At 63.5% G+C, this 17,043-nt stretch carries 13 protein-coding genes; 8 read left to right on the top strand and 5 right to left on the bottom strand.

The features are described from left to right. Position 1: 1 nt before the first annotated feature. The 3 genes from AC1MEK_RS25210 (at position 2) to AC1MEK_RS25200 (ending at position 2,750) form a co-directional block, all read left to right on the top strand. Positions 2–1,267, top strand: coding sequence for an ABC transporter permease (locus AC1MEK_RS25210; protein ID WP_480398962.1), 1,266 nt, complete (start codon positions 2–4; stop codon positions 1,265–1,267). 10 nt (positions 1,268–1,277) lie between these two features. Further along, a complete protein-coding gene (locus tag AC1MEK_RS25205; protein WP_480398961.1) occupies positions 1,278–1,799 on the top strand; it encodes a DUF3299 domain-containing protein in 522 nt (173 codons plus the stop codon). Between the two features lie 264 nt (positions 1,800–2,063). Beyond that, entirely contained in the window at positions 2,064–2,750 is a 687-nt protein-coding gene (locus AC1MEK_RS25200; RefSeq protein WP_480398960.1) for an OmpW/AlkL family protein, read from the top strand. A 182-nt stretch (positions 2,751–2,932) separates the two neighbouring features. On the opposite strand, the gene AC1MEK_RS25195 is transcribed toward AC1MEK_RS25200, so the two are convergent. Continuing rightward, positions 2,933–3,862, bottom strand: coding sequence for an NAD-dependent epimerase/dehydratase family protein (locus AC1MEK_RS25195; protein WP_480398959.1), 930 nt, complete (start codon positions 3,860–3,862; stop codon positions 2,933–2,935). Further along, positions 3,855–4,739: a sugar nucleotide-binding protein gene (locus AC1MEK_RS25190; protein WP_480398958.1), complete on the bottom strand. Its 885-nt coding sequence runs from the start codon at positions 4,737–4,739 to the stop codon at positions 3,855–3,857. The genes AC1MEK_RS25195 and AC1MEK_RS25190 overlap by 8 nt, the downstream gene beginning before the upstream one ends. Positions 4,740–4,905: 166 nt before the next feature. Between AC1MEK_RS25190 and AC1MEK_RS25185 the strand changes: the two genes are divergently transcribed. Further along, on the top strand, positions 4,906–9,213 hold the full coding sequence (locus tag AC1MEK_RS25185) for a DEAD/DEAH box helicase (RefSeq protein ID WP_480398957.1): 4,308 nt from the start codon (positions 4,906–4,908) through the stop codon (positions 9,211–9,213). A gap of 131 nt (positions 9,214–9,344) precedes the next feature. Here AC1MEK_RS25185 and AC1MEK_RS25180 read toward each other — a convergent pair whose 3' ends face one another. Then, positions 9,345–11,468 (bottom strand): mechanosensitive ion channel family protein, encoded by a 2,124-nt coding sequence (locus AC1MEK_RS25180; protein ID WP_480399037.1) that lies wholly within the window; start codon positions 11,466–11,468, stop codon positions 9,345–9,347. Positions 11,469–11,705: 237 nt separating this feature from the next. Here AC1MEK_RS25180 and AC1MEK_RS25175 point away from each other — a divergent pair, with 237 nt between their 5' ends. The 4 genes from AC1MEK_RS25175 (at position 11,706) to AC1MEK_RS25160 (ending at position 14,963) form a co-directional block, all read left to right on the top strand. Then, entirely contained in the window at positions 11,706–12,284 is a 579-nt protein-coding gene (locus tag AC1MEK_RS25175; protein ID WP_480398956.1) for a TetR/AcrR family transcriptional regulator, read from the top strand. 62 nt (positions 12,285–12,346) lie between these two features. Then, entirely contained in the window at positions 12,347–12,823 is a 477-nt protein-coding gene (locus AC1MEK_RS25170) for a nuclear transport factor 2 family protein (protein ID WP_480398955.1), read from the top strand. 232 nt (positions 12,824–13,055) lie between these two features. Next, positions 13,056–13,988 carry an alpha/beta fold hydrolase gene (locus tag AC1MEK_RS25165; protein WP_480398954.1) on the top strand — a complete coding sequence of 311 codons (933 nt, stop codon included), beginning with the start codon at positions 13,056–13,058 and terminating at the stop codon, positions 13,986–13,988. A 60-nt stretch (positions 13,989–14,048) separates the two neighbouring features. Next, positions 14,049–14,963, top strand: coding sequence for a LysR family transcriptional regulator (locus tag AC1MEK_RS25160; RefSeq protein ID WP_480398953.1), 915 nt, complete (start codon positions 14,049–14,051; stop codon positions 14,961–14,963). Between the two features lie 85 nt (positions 14,964–15,048). Here AC1MEK_RS25160 and AC1MEK_RS25155 read toward each other — a convergent pair whose 3' ends face one another. Together AC1MEK_RS25155 and AC1MEK_RS25150 are read right to left on the bottom strand one after the other, a co-directional pair. Further along, on the bottom strand, positions 15,049–15,570 hold the full coding sequence (locus AC1MEK_RS25155) for a single-stranded DNA-binding protein (RefSeq protein ID WP_480398952.1): 522 nt from the start codon (positions 15,568–15,570) through the stop codon (positions 15,049–15,051). A 9-nt stretch (positions 15,571–15,579) separates the two neighbouring features. Then, positions 15,580–16,974 carry an MFS transporter gene (locus tag AC1MEK_RS25150; RefSeq protein WP_480398951.1) on the bottom strand — a complete coding sequence of 465 codons (1,395 nt, stop codon included), beginning with the start codon at positions 16,972–16,974 and terminating at the stop codon, positions 15,580–15,582. Between the last annotated feature and the right edge of the window lie 69 nt (positions 16,975–17,043).

The following is a 17,043-nucleotide window of genomic DNA, read 5'->3' as shown; positions in this document are numbered from 1 at the left end:
GATGTATCTTCTTCGCCTGGCGCTGGCCAGCCTCGCCAACCGCCGCTTCACCGCGTTTCTCACGGCCTTCGCCATCGCCCTGTCGGTCTGCCTGCTGCTGGCAGTAGAGCGGGTGCGCACCGAAGCCCGCGCCAGTTTCGCCAGCACCATCAGCGGCACCGACCTGATCGTCGGCGCCCGCTCGGGCTCGGTGAACCTGCTGCTGTATTCGGTGTTCCGCATCGGTAACGCCACCAACAACATTCGCTGGGACAGCTTCGAGCACTTCGCCAACAGCAAACAGGTGAAGTGGGCGATTCCGATTTCCCTCGGCGACAGCCATCGCGGCTACCGGGTGATGGGTACCAACGAATCGTATTTCGAGCATTACCAGTACGGCCGCCAGCAGCATCTGCAAATCGCCGATGGCCGGCCGTTCGCCACCGACCCGTTCGAAGTGGTGCTCGGCGCGGAAGTCGCCGAAGCGCTGCACTACAAGCTGGGCGACAAGCTGGTGCTGGCCCACGGCGTGGCGACGGTGAGCCTGGTCAAGCATGACGACAAACCTTTCACCGTGGTCGGCATTCTCAAGCGCACCGGCACCCCGGTCGACCGCACGCTGCACATCAGCCTGGGCGGCATGGAAGCGATTCACATCGACTGGCACAACGGCGTGCCCGCCCAGGGCGCCGGGCGCATCAGTGCCGATCAGGCGCGCAACATGGACCTGACGCCGACCCAGATCACCGCCTTCATGCTCGGCCTGAACAGCAAGATTTCGACCTTCGCCCTGCAGCGCGAGATCAACGAATTCCGTGGCGAGCCGATGCTGGCGATCCTGCCCGGCGTTGCCCTGCAGGAGTTGTGGAGCCTGATGGGCACCGCCGAAAAAGCCTTGTTCGTGATTTCGCTGTTCGTGGTGCTGACCGGTTTGATCGGCATGCTTACGGCGATTCTGACCAGCCTCAACGAACGTCGCCGCGAGATGGCGATCCTGCGTTCGGTGGGCGCGCGGCCCTGGCATGTCGCCAGCCTGTTGATTCTGGAAGCCTTCGCGCTAGCCTTCGCCGGAGCGGTCAGCGGCCTGGCGCTGCTGTACATCGGCATCGCCTCGGCTCAGGGTTACGTGCAGGCGAACTATGGTCTGTACTTGCCGCTGTCGCTGCCGAGCAGCTATGAATGGACGTTGCTGGGCGGCATTCTGTGCGCGGCGCTGTTGATGGGCACCGTGCCCGCGTGGCGCGCCTATCGCCAGTCGCTGGCCGACGGTTTGTCGATTCGCTTGTGAGGACGTTGTGATGCGCAGGGTGTGGGTACTGTTTTCATTGCTGCTGAGCGCGCAGGCCTGGGCGCAGGATCTGCGGGTGCTGACCTGGCAGGAAATGATCCCGCCCGATGCGCCGCCGGTGAAGCTGATCACCGCGCCCATCCACGACTTGTCGAAAATGGCCGACACCCTGTCGATGGAATCCGCCCCCGCCGCCCATCAACTGGCGCCCAATGCGCCGGTGGTCAAGTCGCTGGACGGCCAGATGGTGCGCCTGCCCGGTTATATCGTGCCGCTGGAAGTCAGCGAAGAAGGCCGGGTGACCGACTTTCTGCTGGTGCCGTATTTCGGCGCCTGCATCCACGTTCCGCCCCCGCCGCCCAACCAGATCGTGCACGTCACCAGCGAGCTGGGCGTGAAGGTGGACGAGCTGTACCAGCCGTACTGGATCGAGGGGCCGATGCAGGTCAAAGCCACCAACACCGACCTGGCCGAGGCCGGGTATCAGATGGAAGCGGACAAGATTCTGGTTTACGAGCTTCCTGACCAATAGGCATCTCTCATGATCTGTGCCTTCACTGGCCTCTTCGCGAGCAAGCTCACTCCTACAGACGAACGCGATCCCCTGTAGGAGCGAATTTATTCGCGAAGATTGGTCAGGCAATAGAGATGCATCGCCTGACCCGGCCATTCGCGAATGAATTCGCTCCTACAGGTCAGCCGGCTTAATCGACCGTCTCTTGAGCCAGGTCAAAACCCTCGCCCCAGACGCTTCGTACCCTAAGGCATCCCTTTTCAATGCCTTTACGGAGCCCCCATGAACAAGTCCCTGCTCGGCGCGCCGCTGGTTGCGCTCGCCCTTCTCACACCTTTGGGCGCCCAGGCGCACGTGGAAGGCGATGTCATCGTGCGCGCAGGCGCGGCGCGGGTCGTGCCCAATGAAGACAGCGGCAATGTGAAGCTGGACGGCACCAAGGTCGCGGGCACCAAGGCCACGGCCGACAATTCGACCCAGCTGGGCCTGACCTTCGCCTACATGCTCACCGATCACGTGGGCCTGGAACTGCTCGCCGCCACGCCGTTCAGCCACACAATCGGCGTGAAAGGTCTGGGCCCTGGTCTGGACGGCAAGCTGGCGGACGTCAAACAGCTGCCGCCCACCCTGTCGCTGCAGTACTACCCGATGGACAGCGCCTCGAAGTTCCAGCCCTACGCCGGGGTCGGCCTGAACTACACCAAATTCTTCAACGAAGACCTCACCGGCGAGCGCAAGCAGCAGGGCTTCAGCAACCTGAAACTCAAGGACTCGGTCGGCCTGGCCGCGCAGATCGGCATGGACTACATGCTCACCGACCACGTCATGCTCAACGCCTCGATCTGGTACATCGACATCGACACCAAGGCCAGTGTCGACGGCCCGTCGGCGTTGAGCGTGGGCAAGACCAAGGTGGATGTGGATATCGACCCGTGGGTGTACATGGTGGGGTTGGGTTACAAGTTCTGAGAACGATGTGAATTCAATGTGGGAGTGAGCTTGCTCACGAATGATTTCGCCACCCGCCAAAGGTGCTGCGAATGCAACGCCCTCTTCGTGAGCAAGCTCACTCCCACACACCCTCATTCGGCCATATCGTTTTTCGGGCACAAAAAAGGCACCTGAACAGGTGCCTTTTTGCGTCTGCGGATTCAGCGCCCCAGCAAGCGCGCCAGCCCGACTTTCAACGGCGTCGGCTCGGGCACCATGAAACGCTCGAGCAAACGCTGGTTGTTGGCCCGCGAATGCTTGATGTCCCCCGAGCGCGCAGCCAGGTGAGTGACCGCTGGCAGCCCTCCGACCACCTCAGCCAGGGCCGCGAGCAGTTGGTTCAGCGACGTGGTGGCATTCAGGCCGACGTTGACCGCCCCCTCCTCCACAGCAGGCTTCTCGAAGCCCTGCACCACCAGGTCCACCAGGTCCTCGACGTAGAAGAAATCCCGGGTCTGTTCGCCATCGCCGAACACCGAAATCGGCAGGCCCTTCTCGGCGCGCTCGGCAAAGATGCTGATCACCCCCGAATACGGCGAAGACGGATCCTGGCGTGGGCCGAAGATGTTGAAGAAGCGGAACACCACCGGCTCCAGGCCGTGCTGGCGACGATAGAAATCGAAGTAGTACTCGCTGGCCAGCTTGTCCGACGCATAGGGCGTCAGCGGTGCCTTGGGCGTGTCTTCGGTGATCGCCTCGCCCTCGCCATTGTTGCCGTATACCGCCGCGCTGGAAGCGAACACCACGCGCTTGATGCCCGCCTGGCGCATGGCCTCGCAGACATTGAGCGTGCCGATGAAATTGCTCTGATGGGTCTTCACCGGGTCATCCACCGAGGCCTGCACCGAGGCCACGGCCGCCAGATGTGCGACCGCCTGGCAGCCCTGCGCGGCGCGGGCGACCAGCGCGGCATCGGCGACGTCGCCCTCGATCAGCTCGACCCGGGGATTGTCCAGCGGCAGGTTGCTGCGCTTGCCGGTCGACAGATCGTCGAGGACGCGCACGGCGTAACCCTTGGCGAGCAAGGCGTCGACCAGGTGCGAGCCGATGAAACCGGCGCCGCCGGTGATGAGAACAGGTGCATCAGACATGACGGTAATAGCGGTCCAGTAAGCTGGGCAAACCGGCACGCCAGGCGCGGGGTTTGATACCAAAGGTGTGAAGGATTTTCTTGCAGGCCAGCACTGCGTTCTGCGGCTCGTCGCTCACGTCGGGGCTTGCGGCATGGGCCTGGGCGGTCGGCGCCTCGACCTTGAGCGCGTGCAGCGCGCGGGCTTCGGTCAACACCGCCTGGCCCAGCGCCAGCGGCGTGGTGGCCTCGTGCCCGGCGTAGTGATAGGTGCCCCACAGCGGCGCGGCGCAGTCGAGCTGCTTGAGCACCGAAATGATCACCCGGGCGGCGTCGTCCACCGGCGTCGGATTGCCCCGGCGGTCATCGGCCATGAGGATTTCGTCCAGGCGCTCGGCGCGGTCCAGGAACCGTCCCAGCAGCCCGTCGGCGCTGTCATCGAGCAGCCAGCCGAAGCGCAGCAAGACATGCTGCGGGCAGGTGGCGCGCACGCTCTGTTCGATCCGCCACAGCGCCTGGCCCCGGGCGCCCAGCGGCACCGGTTCATCTTTTTCGCTGTAGGCAGTCGCCCGCGAGCCATCGAACACCCGATAGCTCGAAGGCTGGAGCAGAATGATGTTGTGGTGCTGGCACAGCTCGGCAAGACGCTCGACGGAGCGCTCCTGCGTGTCCAGCCTCTCGGTGCTCACACTCTGCGCCTGAAACCAGTCGAAGTAGTAAGCCAGATTGATCAAGGCATCCGGGCGGGTGTCATCGAGCAGTTGCGTCAGGCTTGCCGCATCCCAACCGTCTTGCGGTGGACGCGGTGCGAGGAAGCCAATGTCCTCCTCGGCACCCAGACGGATCAACGCCTGCCCAAGGGCATTCCCGCCGCCCAACAGCATAAGGCGCATTCGCATAGAGTCAGCAGGCTCGGTCTTGGAATTCAGTTGAAAACAGGTGAAAAACGGTCGCAAACATAACACGTCCTGTGGATAAGTCCCAAGGGGTGCAAAGCCCCGCCCGCCGATCAATGACCGGTTTGCACCCTTGCATCACGCGGCCCGTACCCGCATAACTGGCTGCATGAACCTCATCCAGACTCCCGCGCCTGTGCCCGTTGCCTTTCACCCGGCGGTCAGCGCGTGGTTTGCCAGCCGGTTTGCCGCGGTCACGCCAGCCCAGGCCCAGGCGTGGCCGCTGATCAAGCAACGGCAGTCGACGCTGATCGCCGCGCCCACCGGCTCGGGGAAAACCCTCACCGCGTTTCTGGCGGTGATCGACGATCTGGTCCGCCTCGGCCTTGAAGCGGGCGGCGAGTTGCCGGAGCAGACCTACGTGGTCTATGTCTCCCCGCTCAAGGCGCTGTCCAACGACATCCAGATCAACCTGCAGGAGCCGCTGGCCGGGATCACCGAGCATCTGCGCCTGATGGGCCTGCCGCAATTGCGCATCAGCACCGCCGTGCGCACCGGCGACACGCCGCAGAAGGAGCGCAGCGCGATGCGCAAGACCGCGCCGCACATTCTGGTGACCACGCCCGAATCCCTGTACGTGCTGCTGGGCTCAGACTCGGGCAGGCGCATGTTGTCGAGCACGCAGACGGTGATCGTCGACGAAATCCACGCCATCGCCGCCAGCAAACGCGGCAGCCATCTGGCGTTGAGCCTGGAGCGCCTGCAAGGCTTGTGTGACCAGCCGTTACTGCGCATCGGCCTGTCGGCGACGCAGAAACCCATCGAGCGGGTGTCGCGCTTTCTGGCAGGCAGCGATCCGCTCAGCCGGCCTTGCGCCATTGTCGACATCGGCCACGCCCGCCCGCGCGATCTGGCCATTGAAGTGCCGCCCGTGCCACTGACCGCGGTGATGGCCAATGATGTCTGGGAGCGGGTCTATGACCGGCTCGCCGAGCTTGCCCGCGAGCACCGCACCACGCTGATTTTCGTCAACACCCGGCGCCTGGCCGAGCGCATGGCCCGGCACCTGAGCGAACGTCTGGGCAAGCAGGCCGTGGCCGCCCACCACGGCAGCCTGGCCAAGGAGCAGCGGCTGGACGCCGAGCAACGGCTCAAGCGTGGCGAACTGCAAGTGCTGATCGCCACCGCCTCGCTGGAACTGGGCATCGACATCGGCGATGTGGATCTGGTCTGCCAGATCAGCTCGCCGCGCTCCATCGCCGCCTTTCTGCAACGGGTCGGCCGCTCGGGGCACCATGTCGGCGGTACGCCCAAGGGCCGGCTGTTCGCCATTTCCCGCGACGACCTGATCGAATGCGCGGCGCTGCTGGACTGCGTGCGCCGCGGCGAACTCGACACCTTGCTGATCCCCAAGGCGCCGCTGGATGTACTGGCGCAGCAAATCATCGCCGAGGTGAGCTGCCGGGAATGGCAGGAACAGGACCTGCTCGCGCTGTTTCGCAACGCCTGGCCCTACGCCGAGCTGGACGAAGCACACTTTCAGACGCTGCTGGCCATGCTCGCCGAGGGATACAGCGGGCGCCAGGGCGTGCGCGCGGCGTATCTGCACCGTGACGCCGTAACCCGCACCCTGCGCGGGCGGCGCGGCAGCAAGCTCACCGCCGTGACCAGCGGCGGGACGATCCCCGACAACGCCGACTACAGCGTGATCCTCGAACCCCAGGCGCTGAACATCGGCACGGTCAACGAAGACTTCGCGGTGGAAAGCATCGCCGGTGACATCTTCCAGCTGGGCAACACCTCGTACCGGATCCTGCGCATCGAAGCGGACCGGGTGCGAGTCGACGACGCCCAGGGCATGGCGCCGAATATCCCGTTCTGGCTGGGCGAGGCGCCGGGCCGCAGCGACGAGCTTTCATTCGCCGTCGCCCGCCTTCAGGCCGACATCGATCAGCACCTGAGTGAACATCCGGGCGATCTGCAACCCGCCATCGACTGGCTGACGAGCACACTGGGGCTGAACGCAGACAGCGCCGGGCAAATGGTCGAGTACCTGGCCCGCGCCCACGCCGCCCTCGGCGCCTTGCCGTCGCAAGACACCTTGGTCATGGAGCGCTTTTTCGACGAATCCGGCGGCACTCAACTGGTGATCCACACGCCATTTGGCAGCCGCATCAACCGCGCCTGGGGCCTGGCCCTGCGCAAGCGCTTCTGCCGCAACTTCAATTTCGAGCTGCAGGCCGCCGCCAGCGAAGACGCCATCGTGCTGTCGCTGTCCACCAGCCACAGTTTCGCGCTGGATGAAGTCTGGCGTTACCTGCATTCGAACAGTGCCGAACATCTGTTGATTCAGGCGGTGCTCGATGCGCCGCTGTTCGGCGTGCGCTGGCGCTGGAACGCCGGGGTCGCCCTGGCCCTGCCGCGCTATGCCGGCGGGCGCAAAGTGGCGGCGCAACTGCAGCGCATGAAGGGCGAAGACCTGATCGCCACGGTGTTTCCCGACCAGATCGCGTGCCTGGAAAACCTGGTGGGCGAGCGCGAGGTGCCGGATCACCCGCTGGTCGAGCAGACCCTCGACGATTGCCTGCACGAAGCGATGGACGCCGAAGGCTGGCTGGCCCTGCTGCGCCGTATGGAAAGTGGCGACGTGCACCTGATCAGCCGCGACCTGCCCGCGCCGTCACCCCTGGCCGCGGAAATCCTCAACGCCAAACCGTACAGTTTTCTCGACGACGCGCCGCTGGAAGAACGTCGGACCCAGGCGGTGCTCAATCGCCGCTGGAGCGACCCCGAATCGGCTGATGATCTCGGTGCCCTCGATGCCGACGCCATCGACGCCGTGGGCATCGAGGCCTGGCCGCAACCGCAGAACGCCGACGAAATGCACGAAGCGCTGATGAGCCTGGGCGGCATCAGCGGCGTCGAAGCGCGGGACAATCCGCACTGGATGAAATGGCTGGAAAGCCTGGCCCGCGCAGGGCGTGCGACGCGTCTGCAAATCACGTCGGAAAACGCCCTGTGGATACCGCTGGAGCGTCTGACGTGCTTGCAGGCACTTTACCCTGCTGCCGAAATGCATCCGCCGCTGGCCGCTCTGGCCGGATTCGATGAAGCCTGGAATGACAACGAAGCCCGGGTGGAGATCCTGCGCGCACGCTTGAGCGGCTTCGGCCCACTGCCGGTTCAGGCCATCGCCGAACCGCTGGCCATGACGGCAAGTGACGTCACCCAGGGCCTGGCCCAACTGGAAAGCCAGGGCTATGTGCTGCGCGGGCGTTTCAGCCCCGGCACCCGCGAGGAGCAATGGTGCGAGCGGCATCTGCTCTCGCGTATTCATCGCTACACGGTCAAACGCCTGCGTCGGGAAATCGAGCCGGTCTCGCTGCAGGACTTCACCCGTTTTCTGTTCGACTGGCAGCACCTGTCCGCATCGACCATCAGCCAGGGCAAGGCGGCGCTGCCGGAAGTGCTGGATCAGCTCGAAGGTTTTTCCGCAGCGGCAGGCGCCTGGGACAGCGATATTCTTCCGGCGCGCCTGAAGGATTATTCCCAGAGTTGGCTGGATGACCTGTGTCGGTCCGGCAAAGTGGTGTGGATGCGTCTGACCAGCCGCAACAAGGTGGCCAGTGTCGCGCTGCGCAGCACGCCAATCGTGTTGCTGCCCCGCCCACAAGTGCGTTTGTGGAGCGGCCTGACCGAACAGACGTCGCCTGACGAGTTGTCATTGCGCGCGCAAAAGGTTCATCAGGTGCTGTCGGAAAACGGCGCGATGTTCTTCGATGAGCTCACCGGCGAGGCGCATCTGCTGCGCACCGAACTGGAAAACGCGCTGCAGGAGCTGGTGGGCGCCGGGCTGGTTAACGCTGACAGCTTCGCCGGCCTGCGCGCCCTCGTGACCCCGGCCAGCAAACGCGCGGCGCACACCAGCCGACGCAATCGCGGGGCCTTTATCGGTGGCATGGACGACGCCGGGCGCTGGGCCCTGCTGCGTCGTGCGCCCACATCGGCGGCGCCCGCGCAACTGGACAATGACACGCTGGAGCACATAGCGATGACTCTGCTGCGTCGCTACGGCGTGGTGTTCTGGCGCCTGCTGGAACGTGAGGCGGATTGGCTGCCCAGCTGGCGCGAGCTGCTGCGCACCTTTCATCGGCTGGAGGCTCGCGGGGAGATTCGCGGCGGGCGTTTCGTGGCCGGGCTGGCAGGCGAGCAATTCGCCCTGCCCGAGGCCATTCCATTGCTGCGCGAAGTGCGCAAACGGCCACTGGATGGCAGCTTGATCGGGGTCAGCGGGGTCGATCCGCTGAACCTGGCCGGCACGCTGTTACCCGGCGCGAAGGTGCCGGCGGTGGTGGGCAATCGCCTGGTCTATCGCGACGGCGTTCCCATTGCCGCGATCATCGCGGGCAAGCCGCAGTATTGGGGCGAGCTGGATCAGCAGGTGATGTTGCAGGTGCGGGATCGGTTGTTTAGGTGAGCCATTCTCGATTCTCCGGCTCGACGCAAAACCTGTGGGAGTGAGCTTGCTCGCGAATGCGGTCTGGCAAACGCTAAATTGGTGCCTGATGGGCCGCATTCGCGAACAAGCTCACTCCTACAGAAGCACGTCTAAACCGGGCTCTCGGAGCCATCCTTGTTCACCACCGAGGTCTTGCCCGGCACCGGCTGCGGCGCATCGCCCTCCTCCATCTGCGAGAACTGCCCGTTGTGCGGGCTCATCACCAGTTGTGGATAAGTTTGCGCGAAGCGCACGTCGGTGGACTTATCCACAAGGCGCTTGAGCTTGTCGTTGAACGCACGGCTCACCGCGTATTGCCCGCCCGATGAGGTGCGGAACTGCGCGGTGATGACGATGCCGTTCATGTCCATGCGATCGAGCCCGAACACCTCCAGCGGCCCTTGCAGCTTGCTGGCGAGCAGGAAGTCGTCAGACACCGCCTGCCCCGCCTCGCGAATCAGCGAAGTCGCCGAGTCGACATCCGAGTCGTAGGTGAACTGGAACGAGAAGAACGCGTAGGCAAATTGCCGGGACTGGTTGGTAACGGCCTTGATCTGGCCGAACGGCACCGAATGCACGAAACCCTTGCCGTCGCGCAGGCGCAGCGTGCGGATGGTCAGGCTCTCCACGGTGCCCGCGTGGCCGGAGTCGAGCACCACCCAGTCGCCGATGGAAATAGTGTCTTCGATAATGATGAACAGGCCGGTGATCACGTCCTGCACCAGTTGCTGGGAGCCGAAACCGATGGCCAGGCCGACCACCCCGGCACCGGCCAGCAGCGGTGCGACGTTGATCCCCAGGTTGGCCATGGTGGTGATGGTGCAGATCACCACCAGGATGATTTTGATCGCGTTGCGCAACAGCGGCAGGATGGTTTTCACCCGGGTGCTGGGTTGGCGCGAGGAGCGGCTGTTGGTCGGCGGCTTCAGGGCTTCCTGGATCGCGGTGTCCATCACCACCCACAACAGCCAGGTGACCAGGAAGATCAGGCCGATGCTGCTCAGCGAATCACTGATGACCTTGCCAAGGGCGTTGCGCTGGGCAAATTCGAACAGCGAAAAGCCCCAGATCCTGCCCAGAATCTCGATAAATCCTACCGCCAGGGCGATGCGCAGCACGGCATGCAGCAGGCTGAGCAAGCGCTCCTTGTAGACCCGCTCGGTGCGCGCTTCCGCCGGTTTGAACATGTGCTGGAACAGCGTGCTGAGGAACACCGTGCCGATCAACAGCACCGTGGTCAGCAAGGCGCAGCGCAAGGCTTCCTGGCTGTCCTCGCCCGCGCCGATCAGGTTGACCGCCGACACCAGAATCATCAGCAGAATCGGCAAGTGCCAGAGGCTGGAGAAGATCTTCAGGGTCTGCTGCAAGGCCGGGCGAGCCAGCCGCGCGCTCAGGGAGCGGTTGCGAATCAGGTGCGCCACCGGCCGACGCATGCGAATCACCACGATGCAGAACATGACCGAGGCCATCAGCCCGGTGAACGCCGCGACGCTGGTGGTCACGTTGCCGCCGAATTGCCGGACGATCTGCGGGCTGGTCAAGGCGTCGCTCAAGGCCGCGAGAAAACCGATGATGAACAGCGGGTGCGGCGCGTAGCCACGGATGATGCGCACCGCCGTGCGTTTGTGGCCGAAATTGAACAGCACCACGACAGACATCAGCACCGATGTGGAGAAGATGCCGCTACTGGTCGCGTAGGAAAAACACAGCGCCAGCGCGCGCCCAATGGAAGGCGACATGAAATGGCTGACATAAAGCGTCAGCGGCAGGCAGACCAGCGCCGGCAGAGTGAACGGCAGCACATAGCCGAGCACGCCCAGCGTGCGCTCGCGTTGCGCCAACAACCGGTGTCGCGACAGACGGCTGACGACGAAGGTCGCGATGCGATTGATCAGCAGGAAGCTGCCGATCCACACCAGCGACAGAATCAGGAAGTCACCGACGATGCTCCAGGGCGAGCGAGTCAGCGGCTTGTTGACCAGCGTATCGATTTCATCCGCCGCACGATCAGCCCTCAGCCGCCAGGCGTCGATCAGGTTGCCGTCCAGATCGAGTTTGTCCTGCACGCTGTCGATGCTGGAGCTGATCGCCCCCAGCAATCCCCCCTTGACCAGCAGCTCCGGCTTGGCGGGCTCCGCTGCCGGTGCAGGATCGGCCGCAGCGGCGGATTGAGCGGTACTGGCCGCCGGTGCAGGGTCGGCCGCCCAAAGGTGAAAACTGCTGACGCAGAGCATCAGGCACAAGGCCAGGGCTGATTTGAAGTTCGACAAAACGCAGGTCACTCCCTGTGGGTTGAGGACAGTGGCGATGGACAGCCAAATCGGGGCGCTAAGGGAACTGATCGAATTTCAACCGGCAAGTTCGGCGGATCCACGAAACCTTCATCTGCAATTTCTCCCGCCCACCGACACACGAAGACTTTTTTCAACAGCGTCTTGACCAAGGAGAACGTGCGTTCTACTTTAGGCAGCATGAACACACCAACGACCGAAACACGCGAAAAAATCCTCGCCACCGCCGAGCGACTGATCTACGAGAACGGTATCCACGCCACCGGCATGGACCTTCTGGTCAAGACATCAGGCGTCGCGAGAAAAAGCATCTACCGTTACTTCGCCACCAAGGACGAAGTCGCCGCCGCAGCGCTGAACGCCCGCGACGTGCGCTGGATGAACTGGTTCAGGACCGAGTCCGACAAGGCCGAAACGCCGCAAGGGCGCATCCTCAACATGTTCACGGTGCTCAAGGGCTGGTTCGAATCCGAAGGGTTCCACGGCTGTGCCTTCATCAACACCGCCGGCGAGGTGAGCGATCCGAATGATCCGATCCGGCTGATCGCCAAGCTGCACAAGCAGAAGTTGCTCGATTACGCACAGGAGCTGTGCGAGCAACTGAACATCAAGCAACCGTCAGCACTGGCCACCCGGTTGCTGATTCTGATGGAAGGCGCCATCACCATCGCTCGCGTCATGGGCGACTACAGCGCCGCGGACAGCGCAAGGGACGTTGCGCAGTTGTTGCTGAAACAGGCCTTGCCTCAGTCTCGCTGAAGGCCTGCGCTTCACGAACGCTCACTCACTGCCGTATCCACCGACTGTCTGGAGGCTTCGCCATGTCCACTGCCCCAACTCGTCCACCCCTGCCGCCGTTTACCCGTGAATCGGCCATCGAGAAAATCCGCCTGGCCGAAGACGGCTGGAACAGCCGCGACCCGGAAAAGGTGTCGCTGGCCTATACCCTGGACACGAAATGGCGCAACCGCGTCGAGTTCGCGACCAACCGCCAGGAAGCCAAGGATTTCCTCACCCGCAAGTGGAAAAAGGAACTGGACTACCGGCTGATCAAGGAGCTGTGGGCGTTCACCGACAACCGCATCGCCGTGCGCTACGCCTACGAATGGCACGACGACTCGGGCAACTGGTTCCGCTCCTACGGCAACGAGAACTGGGAATTCAACGAAGACGGCCTGATGCGCCACCGCTTCGCCTGCATCAACGACATGCCGATCAAGGAGTCGGAGCGCAAGTTCCACTGGCCCCTGGGGCGTCGTCCGGATGATCATCCGGGGCTGAGCGATTTGGGGCTCTAGGCTCTAGGCACCGCCGCCCGCCCCGCGTAGCAGTCCGGCTTGCCGGCGGTAGCGGTGTGTCAGGCGACATCTTCGTCACAGACACACCGCCCCGCCGGCAAGCCGTGCTGCTACGGGTGGAGCTTTAACATTCGAGTTTTTCGAATATCTACGGCGAACTACCTGTAAGTCATTCGAACAACAACCGCGCAACATCACCTCCAGATTCGTTCACATTCCTCTGGAGGTCACCATGTTCAAGATCAGCCTGTCCCTCGCAGCCGCATCCCTTGTCGGCGCCCTGACCTCGGCAACTGCCCTGGCCGATATCAAACCCTTTCCCGAAAGCTTCACCACCCAGGAAATCACCACCAACGGCACCACCCTGCATGTGCGCGTCGGCGGCAAAGGCCCGGCGGTGGTCCTGTTGCACGGTTTTGCCGACACCGGCGACATGTGGCAGCCCCTGGCAGCAGAGCTTGCGAAAAACCATCAGGTCATCGTTCCGGACCTGCGCGGCATGGGCCTTTCCGAGCACCCTGCCGACGGCTATGACAAGCAGAACCAGGCCAAGGACATTGCCGGTGTGCTGGATACGCTCAAGGTCGGCCCGACCGAAGTCGTCGCCCACGACATCGGCAACATGGTCGCCTACGCCTTTACCTCGCAGTACCCCGACCGCGTCAGCCGCCTGGTGCTGATGGACGCGCCGCTTCCGGGGCTGGGTCAGTGGCAGGAGTTTCTGCTGAACCAGGGCGTGTGGCACTTCAACTTCCGCGGCCCGGATGTCGAGCGTCTGGTGGCCGGCCGTGAGCGCATCTACCTGGATCGGTTCTACAACGAGATGTCCTACGCCCCTTCAAAGATCGACGAAGAAACCCGCAATCACTACACCGCGCTCTACGCCCGCCCGGGTGCGATTCACTCGGCCTTCAATCAGTTCGCTGCGTTCTCCCAGGATGCCAAAGACAATCAGGCGCGCTTCGCGCAGATCGGCAAGCTGAATATGCCGGTGCTGGCCATCGGCGGCGAGAAATCCTTCGGCGCCAGCATGCAGACCTACGTCGCGTCGGCCTTCAATCACGTGGATGGCCTGGTCGTCCCGAAAGCCGGGCACTGGATCATGGAAGAACAACCCGCGTTCGTGGTGCCGAAGATCCAGGCCTTCCTGGACAGCAAGAACTGAGCGCCAGAACCTTGTACCTGATCTAAGCTTGGGCGGCCCACTCGTTCGAAGGATCGGAACATGTTGTCCAGCGACGACTTCGCCCTGCTCGATGCCATCCGCGAAACCGGCAGCCTTTCACGGGCTGCCGCTCGTCTGGGCAAGGCGCCCTCCAGCGTCTCCTACGCCGCCCGCCAACTGGAAGAACGTTTCGATGCCCTGCTCTTCGACCGCCGCCGCTATCGCCTGCAACTGACACCCGCCGGCCAATTGCTGGTCGAGGAAGCCGCCAGGCTCATGCAGGAAGTGGGTCGGCTCACTCAGCGCGTGCAGCAGGTGGCCAGCGGTTGGGAAAGCCGCCTGCGCATCGTCACCGATGAGCTGCTGGAATTCGAAACCTTGCTGCCGGTCATCCAGGAATTCGACGCCCTCGAATCCGGGGTGCCGCTGCGCTTCACCCACGAAGTGCTCAAGGGCGTATGGGAAGCGCTGCAGAACGGTCATGCCGATCTGGTCATCGGCGCCACCAACGAGCCAACCAAGATAGCCTCGCTGCGCTGGATGCAACTGGGGCAGATGGACTGGGTGTTCGCCGTCTCGCCTCGACACCCGCTGGCCAGGGTGCAGGGCAATATCGACCGGGCAACGATCCTGCTGCATCGCGCGGTGGTCGTCGCCGATTCCTCACGCACCAGCGAAGGCCGCACTTACGGGGTTTCCGGCGGCCAGGCAACGCTGGCCGTTCCCAGCATGCAGGCCAAGATCCGCGCCCAACTCATGGGCCTGGGCGTCGGCTGGCTGCCGCGCCATCGGGTCAGCGCGTTACTGGACAGCGGCCAGTTGCTGGAGAAACAGATGGCCGATCCGCGCGAGCCCAACATCCTCTACGTCGGCTGGCGCGGCGACGACGAAGGCCGCGCGCTGAAGTGGTGGCTCGAAAAACTCAAACAGCCATGGCTGGCCAAACGGCTGGTAGACGGCGTGCGCTTTGGCTGAGCGATCCTGGTGAAATGAAAAAGCCCCCGGAAAGCTGAGCTTGCCGGGGGCTTTGCATAACGTTATCGCGTTCGATCCACAGGGATCAGAACGGAATATCGTCCTCAAAGCTGTCGAAATCAGGAGCCGGTTGTGGCGCCTGTTGCGGAGCCGGGCGCGATTCGCGCATTGGCTGCGGAGCCGGTTGCGGACGCGACTGTTGAGGACGCGGTGCGGAGTTCTGGTAACCGCCGCCGCCCTGGCCCTGTTGCGCATCACCCTGTGGACGACCGCCCAGCAGCTGCATGGTGCCCTGCATGTCGACGATGATCTCGGTGGTGTAACGCTTGATGCCGTCCTTTTCCCACTCGCGGGTCTGCAGTTTGCCTTCGATGTAGACCTGCGAGCCTTTGCGCAGGTACTCGCCGGCGATTTCCGCGACCTTGCCGAACAGCGACACACGGTGCCACTCGGTCTTTTCGACGCGCTGGTTGGTTTGCTTGTCGGTCCACTGTTCGCTGGTCGCCAGACTCAGGTTGGTCACGGCATTACCGTTGGGCATGTAGCGAACTTCGGGATCCTGGCCGCATGTGCCGACCAATATGACTTTGTTAACCCCACGGGCCATAACGTTCTCCTAGGCTTCACACGTTTCCGACGCTGGACTGATCACCTCGTCGAAAGACGCCCGATCCAACAGTTCTTTATCAAATTTGATGTAGATGGCGCCTTCTTCGGCGACCACTACTGCATCTGTTACTCCACGTACGGCCAGCACGCGTTCGGCCAGGCCTGTGTCGCGTTGAGCCTCGGACGACAAGGGCAAGCGAAGGCTGGTCACGTACGGAGGTTCGCGCATGGTAACAGCAAACGCCAACCAGAGGGCGGCCAGACCCGCGCCGCCGAGGAACACCACGTCCAGGCCGCCATGCTGGAACAGCCAGCCGCCAAGGATGCCACCGGCCGCCGATCCGAGGAACTGGCTGGTGGAATAGATCCCCATTGCCGTGCCTTTTCCGCCCGCCGGAGACACCTTGCTGATCAGCGAAGGCAACGAGGCTTCCAGCAGGTTGAAGGCGGTGAAGAACACAACGGTGCCGATGACCAGCGCGCGCAATGTGTTGCCGAACTCCCAGAAGAATAGCTCAGTGGCCAACAGCACCAGCACTGCGCCCAGCAAAACCCGCTTCATCTGACGCTTCTTTTCGCCGTAGATGATGAACGGGATCATGGCGAAGAAGGAGATCAGCAACGCGGTGAGGTAAACCCACCAGTGCTGCTCCTTGGGCAGGCCGGCCTTCTCGACCAGCGCCAGCGGCAATGCGACGAAACTGGACATGAGCATCGCGTGCAGCGCGAAGATACCCAGATCCAAGCGCAGCAGATCCGGATGGCGCAGGGTGGCGCCCAGTGCCTGTTTGGCCAGGCCCGACTCACGGTGCTGCAGCGTCACTGTCGCCTTGGGCACCGCGAAGGCTACGATCAGAATTCCGACGAGCGCCATGGCGCCCGTGGCCAGGAACAGCCCCTTGAGACCCCAGGCGCTGGTCAGCACCGGGCCCACGACCATGGCGATAGCAAAAGACACGCCGATGGTCATGCCGATCATCGCCATGGCCTTGGTGCGGTGTTGCTCGCGGGTCAGGTCGGAGAGCAGCGCCATCACGGCCGCGGAGATCGCGCCTGCGCCTTGAAGAATGCGGCCGGCGATCACGCCCCAGATGGAGGTCGACTGCGCAGCGAGCACGCTGCCCAGGGCAAAGACGATCAAGCCCAGGTAAATGACCGGGCGACGGCCGATGCGATCGGAAATGATGCCGAACGGGATTTGCAGAACCGCCTGGGTCAGGCCGTAGGCGCCAATCGCCAGACCGATGAGTGCCGGGCTCGCGCCAGCCAGGTCCATGCCGTAGGTGGCCAGGACCGGCAAGACCATGAACATGCCAAGCATACGGAACGCGAACACCAGCGCCAGGCCGCCCGCTGCGCGGGTTTCGCTGGCACTCATGCGCTCGCTGTGAGAATCGTGCATGGAAAAACCTCGTGTGAACCGGCGGCGATTCTACCAGTCCCATCGAGGGAGAGCACATACGACGCTTTG

Source organism: Pseudomonas sp. 2, from assembly GCF_056627435.1.
Note: the sequence above shows the minus strand (reverse complement) of the source record. Positions and strands in the feature narration are given on the sequence as shown.

Excerpts from the sequence above, each read along its gene's own strand:
- AC1MEK_RS25155 (WP_480398952.1), bottom strand. The coding sequence starts at position 15,570 with ATGGCCCGTGGGGTTAACAAAGTCATATTGGTCGGCACATGCGGCCAG.
- AC1MEK_RS25200 (WP_480398960.1), top strand. The coding sequence starts at position 2,064 with ATGAACAAGTCCCTGCTCGGCGCGCCGCTGGTTGCGCTCGCCCTTCTC.
- AC1MEK_RS25180 (WP_480399037.1), bottom strand. The coding sequence starts at position 11,468 with ATGCTCTGCGTCAGCAGTTTTCACCTTTGGGCGGCCGACCCTGCACCG.
- AC1MEK_RS25160 (WP_480398953.1), top strand. The coding sequence starts at position 14,049 with ATGTTGTCCAGCGACGACTTCGCCCTGCTCGATGCCATCCGCGAAACC.
- AC1MEK_RS25150 (WP_480398951.1), bottom strand. The coding sequence starts at position 16,974 with ATGCACGATTCTCACAGCGAGCGCATGAGTGCCAGCGAAACCCGCGCA.
- AC1MEK_RS25170 (WP_480398955.1), top strand. The coding sequence starts at position 12,347 with ATGTCCACTGCCCCAACTCGTCCACCCCTGCCGCCGTTTACCCGTGAA.
- AC1MEK_RS25165 (WP_480398954.1), top strand. The coding sequence starts at position 13,056 with ATGTTCAAGATCAGCCTGTCCCTCGCAGCCGCATCCCTTGTCGGCGCC.
- AC1MEK_RS25205 (WP_480398961.1), top strand. The coding sequence starts at position 1,278 with ATGCGCAGGGTGTGGGTACTGTTTTCATTGCTGCTGAGCGCGCAGGCC.
- AC1MEK_RS25185 (WP_480398957.1), top strand. The coding sequence starts at position 4,906 with ATGAACCTCATCCAGACTCCCGCGCCTGTGCCCGTTGCCTTTCACCCG.
- AC1MEK_RS25190 (WP_480398958.1), bottom strand. The coding sequence starts at position 4,739 with ATGCGAATGCGCCTTATGCTGTTGGGCGGCGGGAATGCCCTTGGGCAG.
- AC1MEK_RS25210 (WP_480398962.1), top strand. The coding sequence starts at position 2 with ATGTATCTTCTTCGCCTGGCGCTGGCCAGCCTCGCCAACCGCCGCTTC.
- AC1MEK_RS25175 (WP_480398956.1), top strand. The coding sequence starts at position 11,706 with ATGAACACACCAACGACCGAAACACGCGAAAAAATCCTCGCCACCGCC.
- AC1MEK_RS25195 (WP_480398959.1), bottom strand. The coding sequence starts at position 3,862 with ATGTCTGATGCACCTGTTCTCATCACCGGCGGCGCCGGTTTCATCGGC.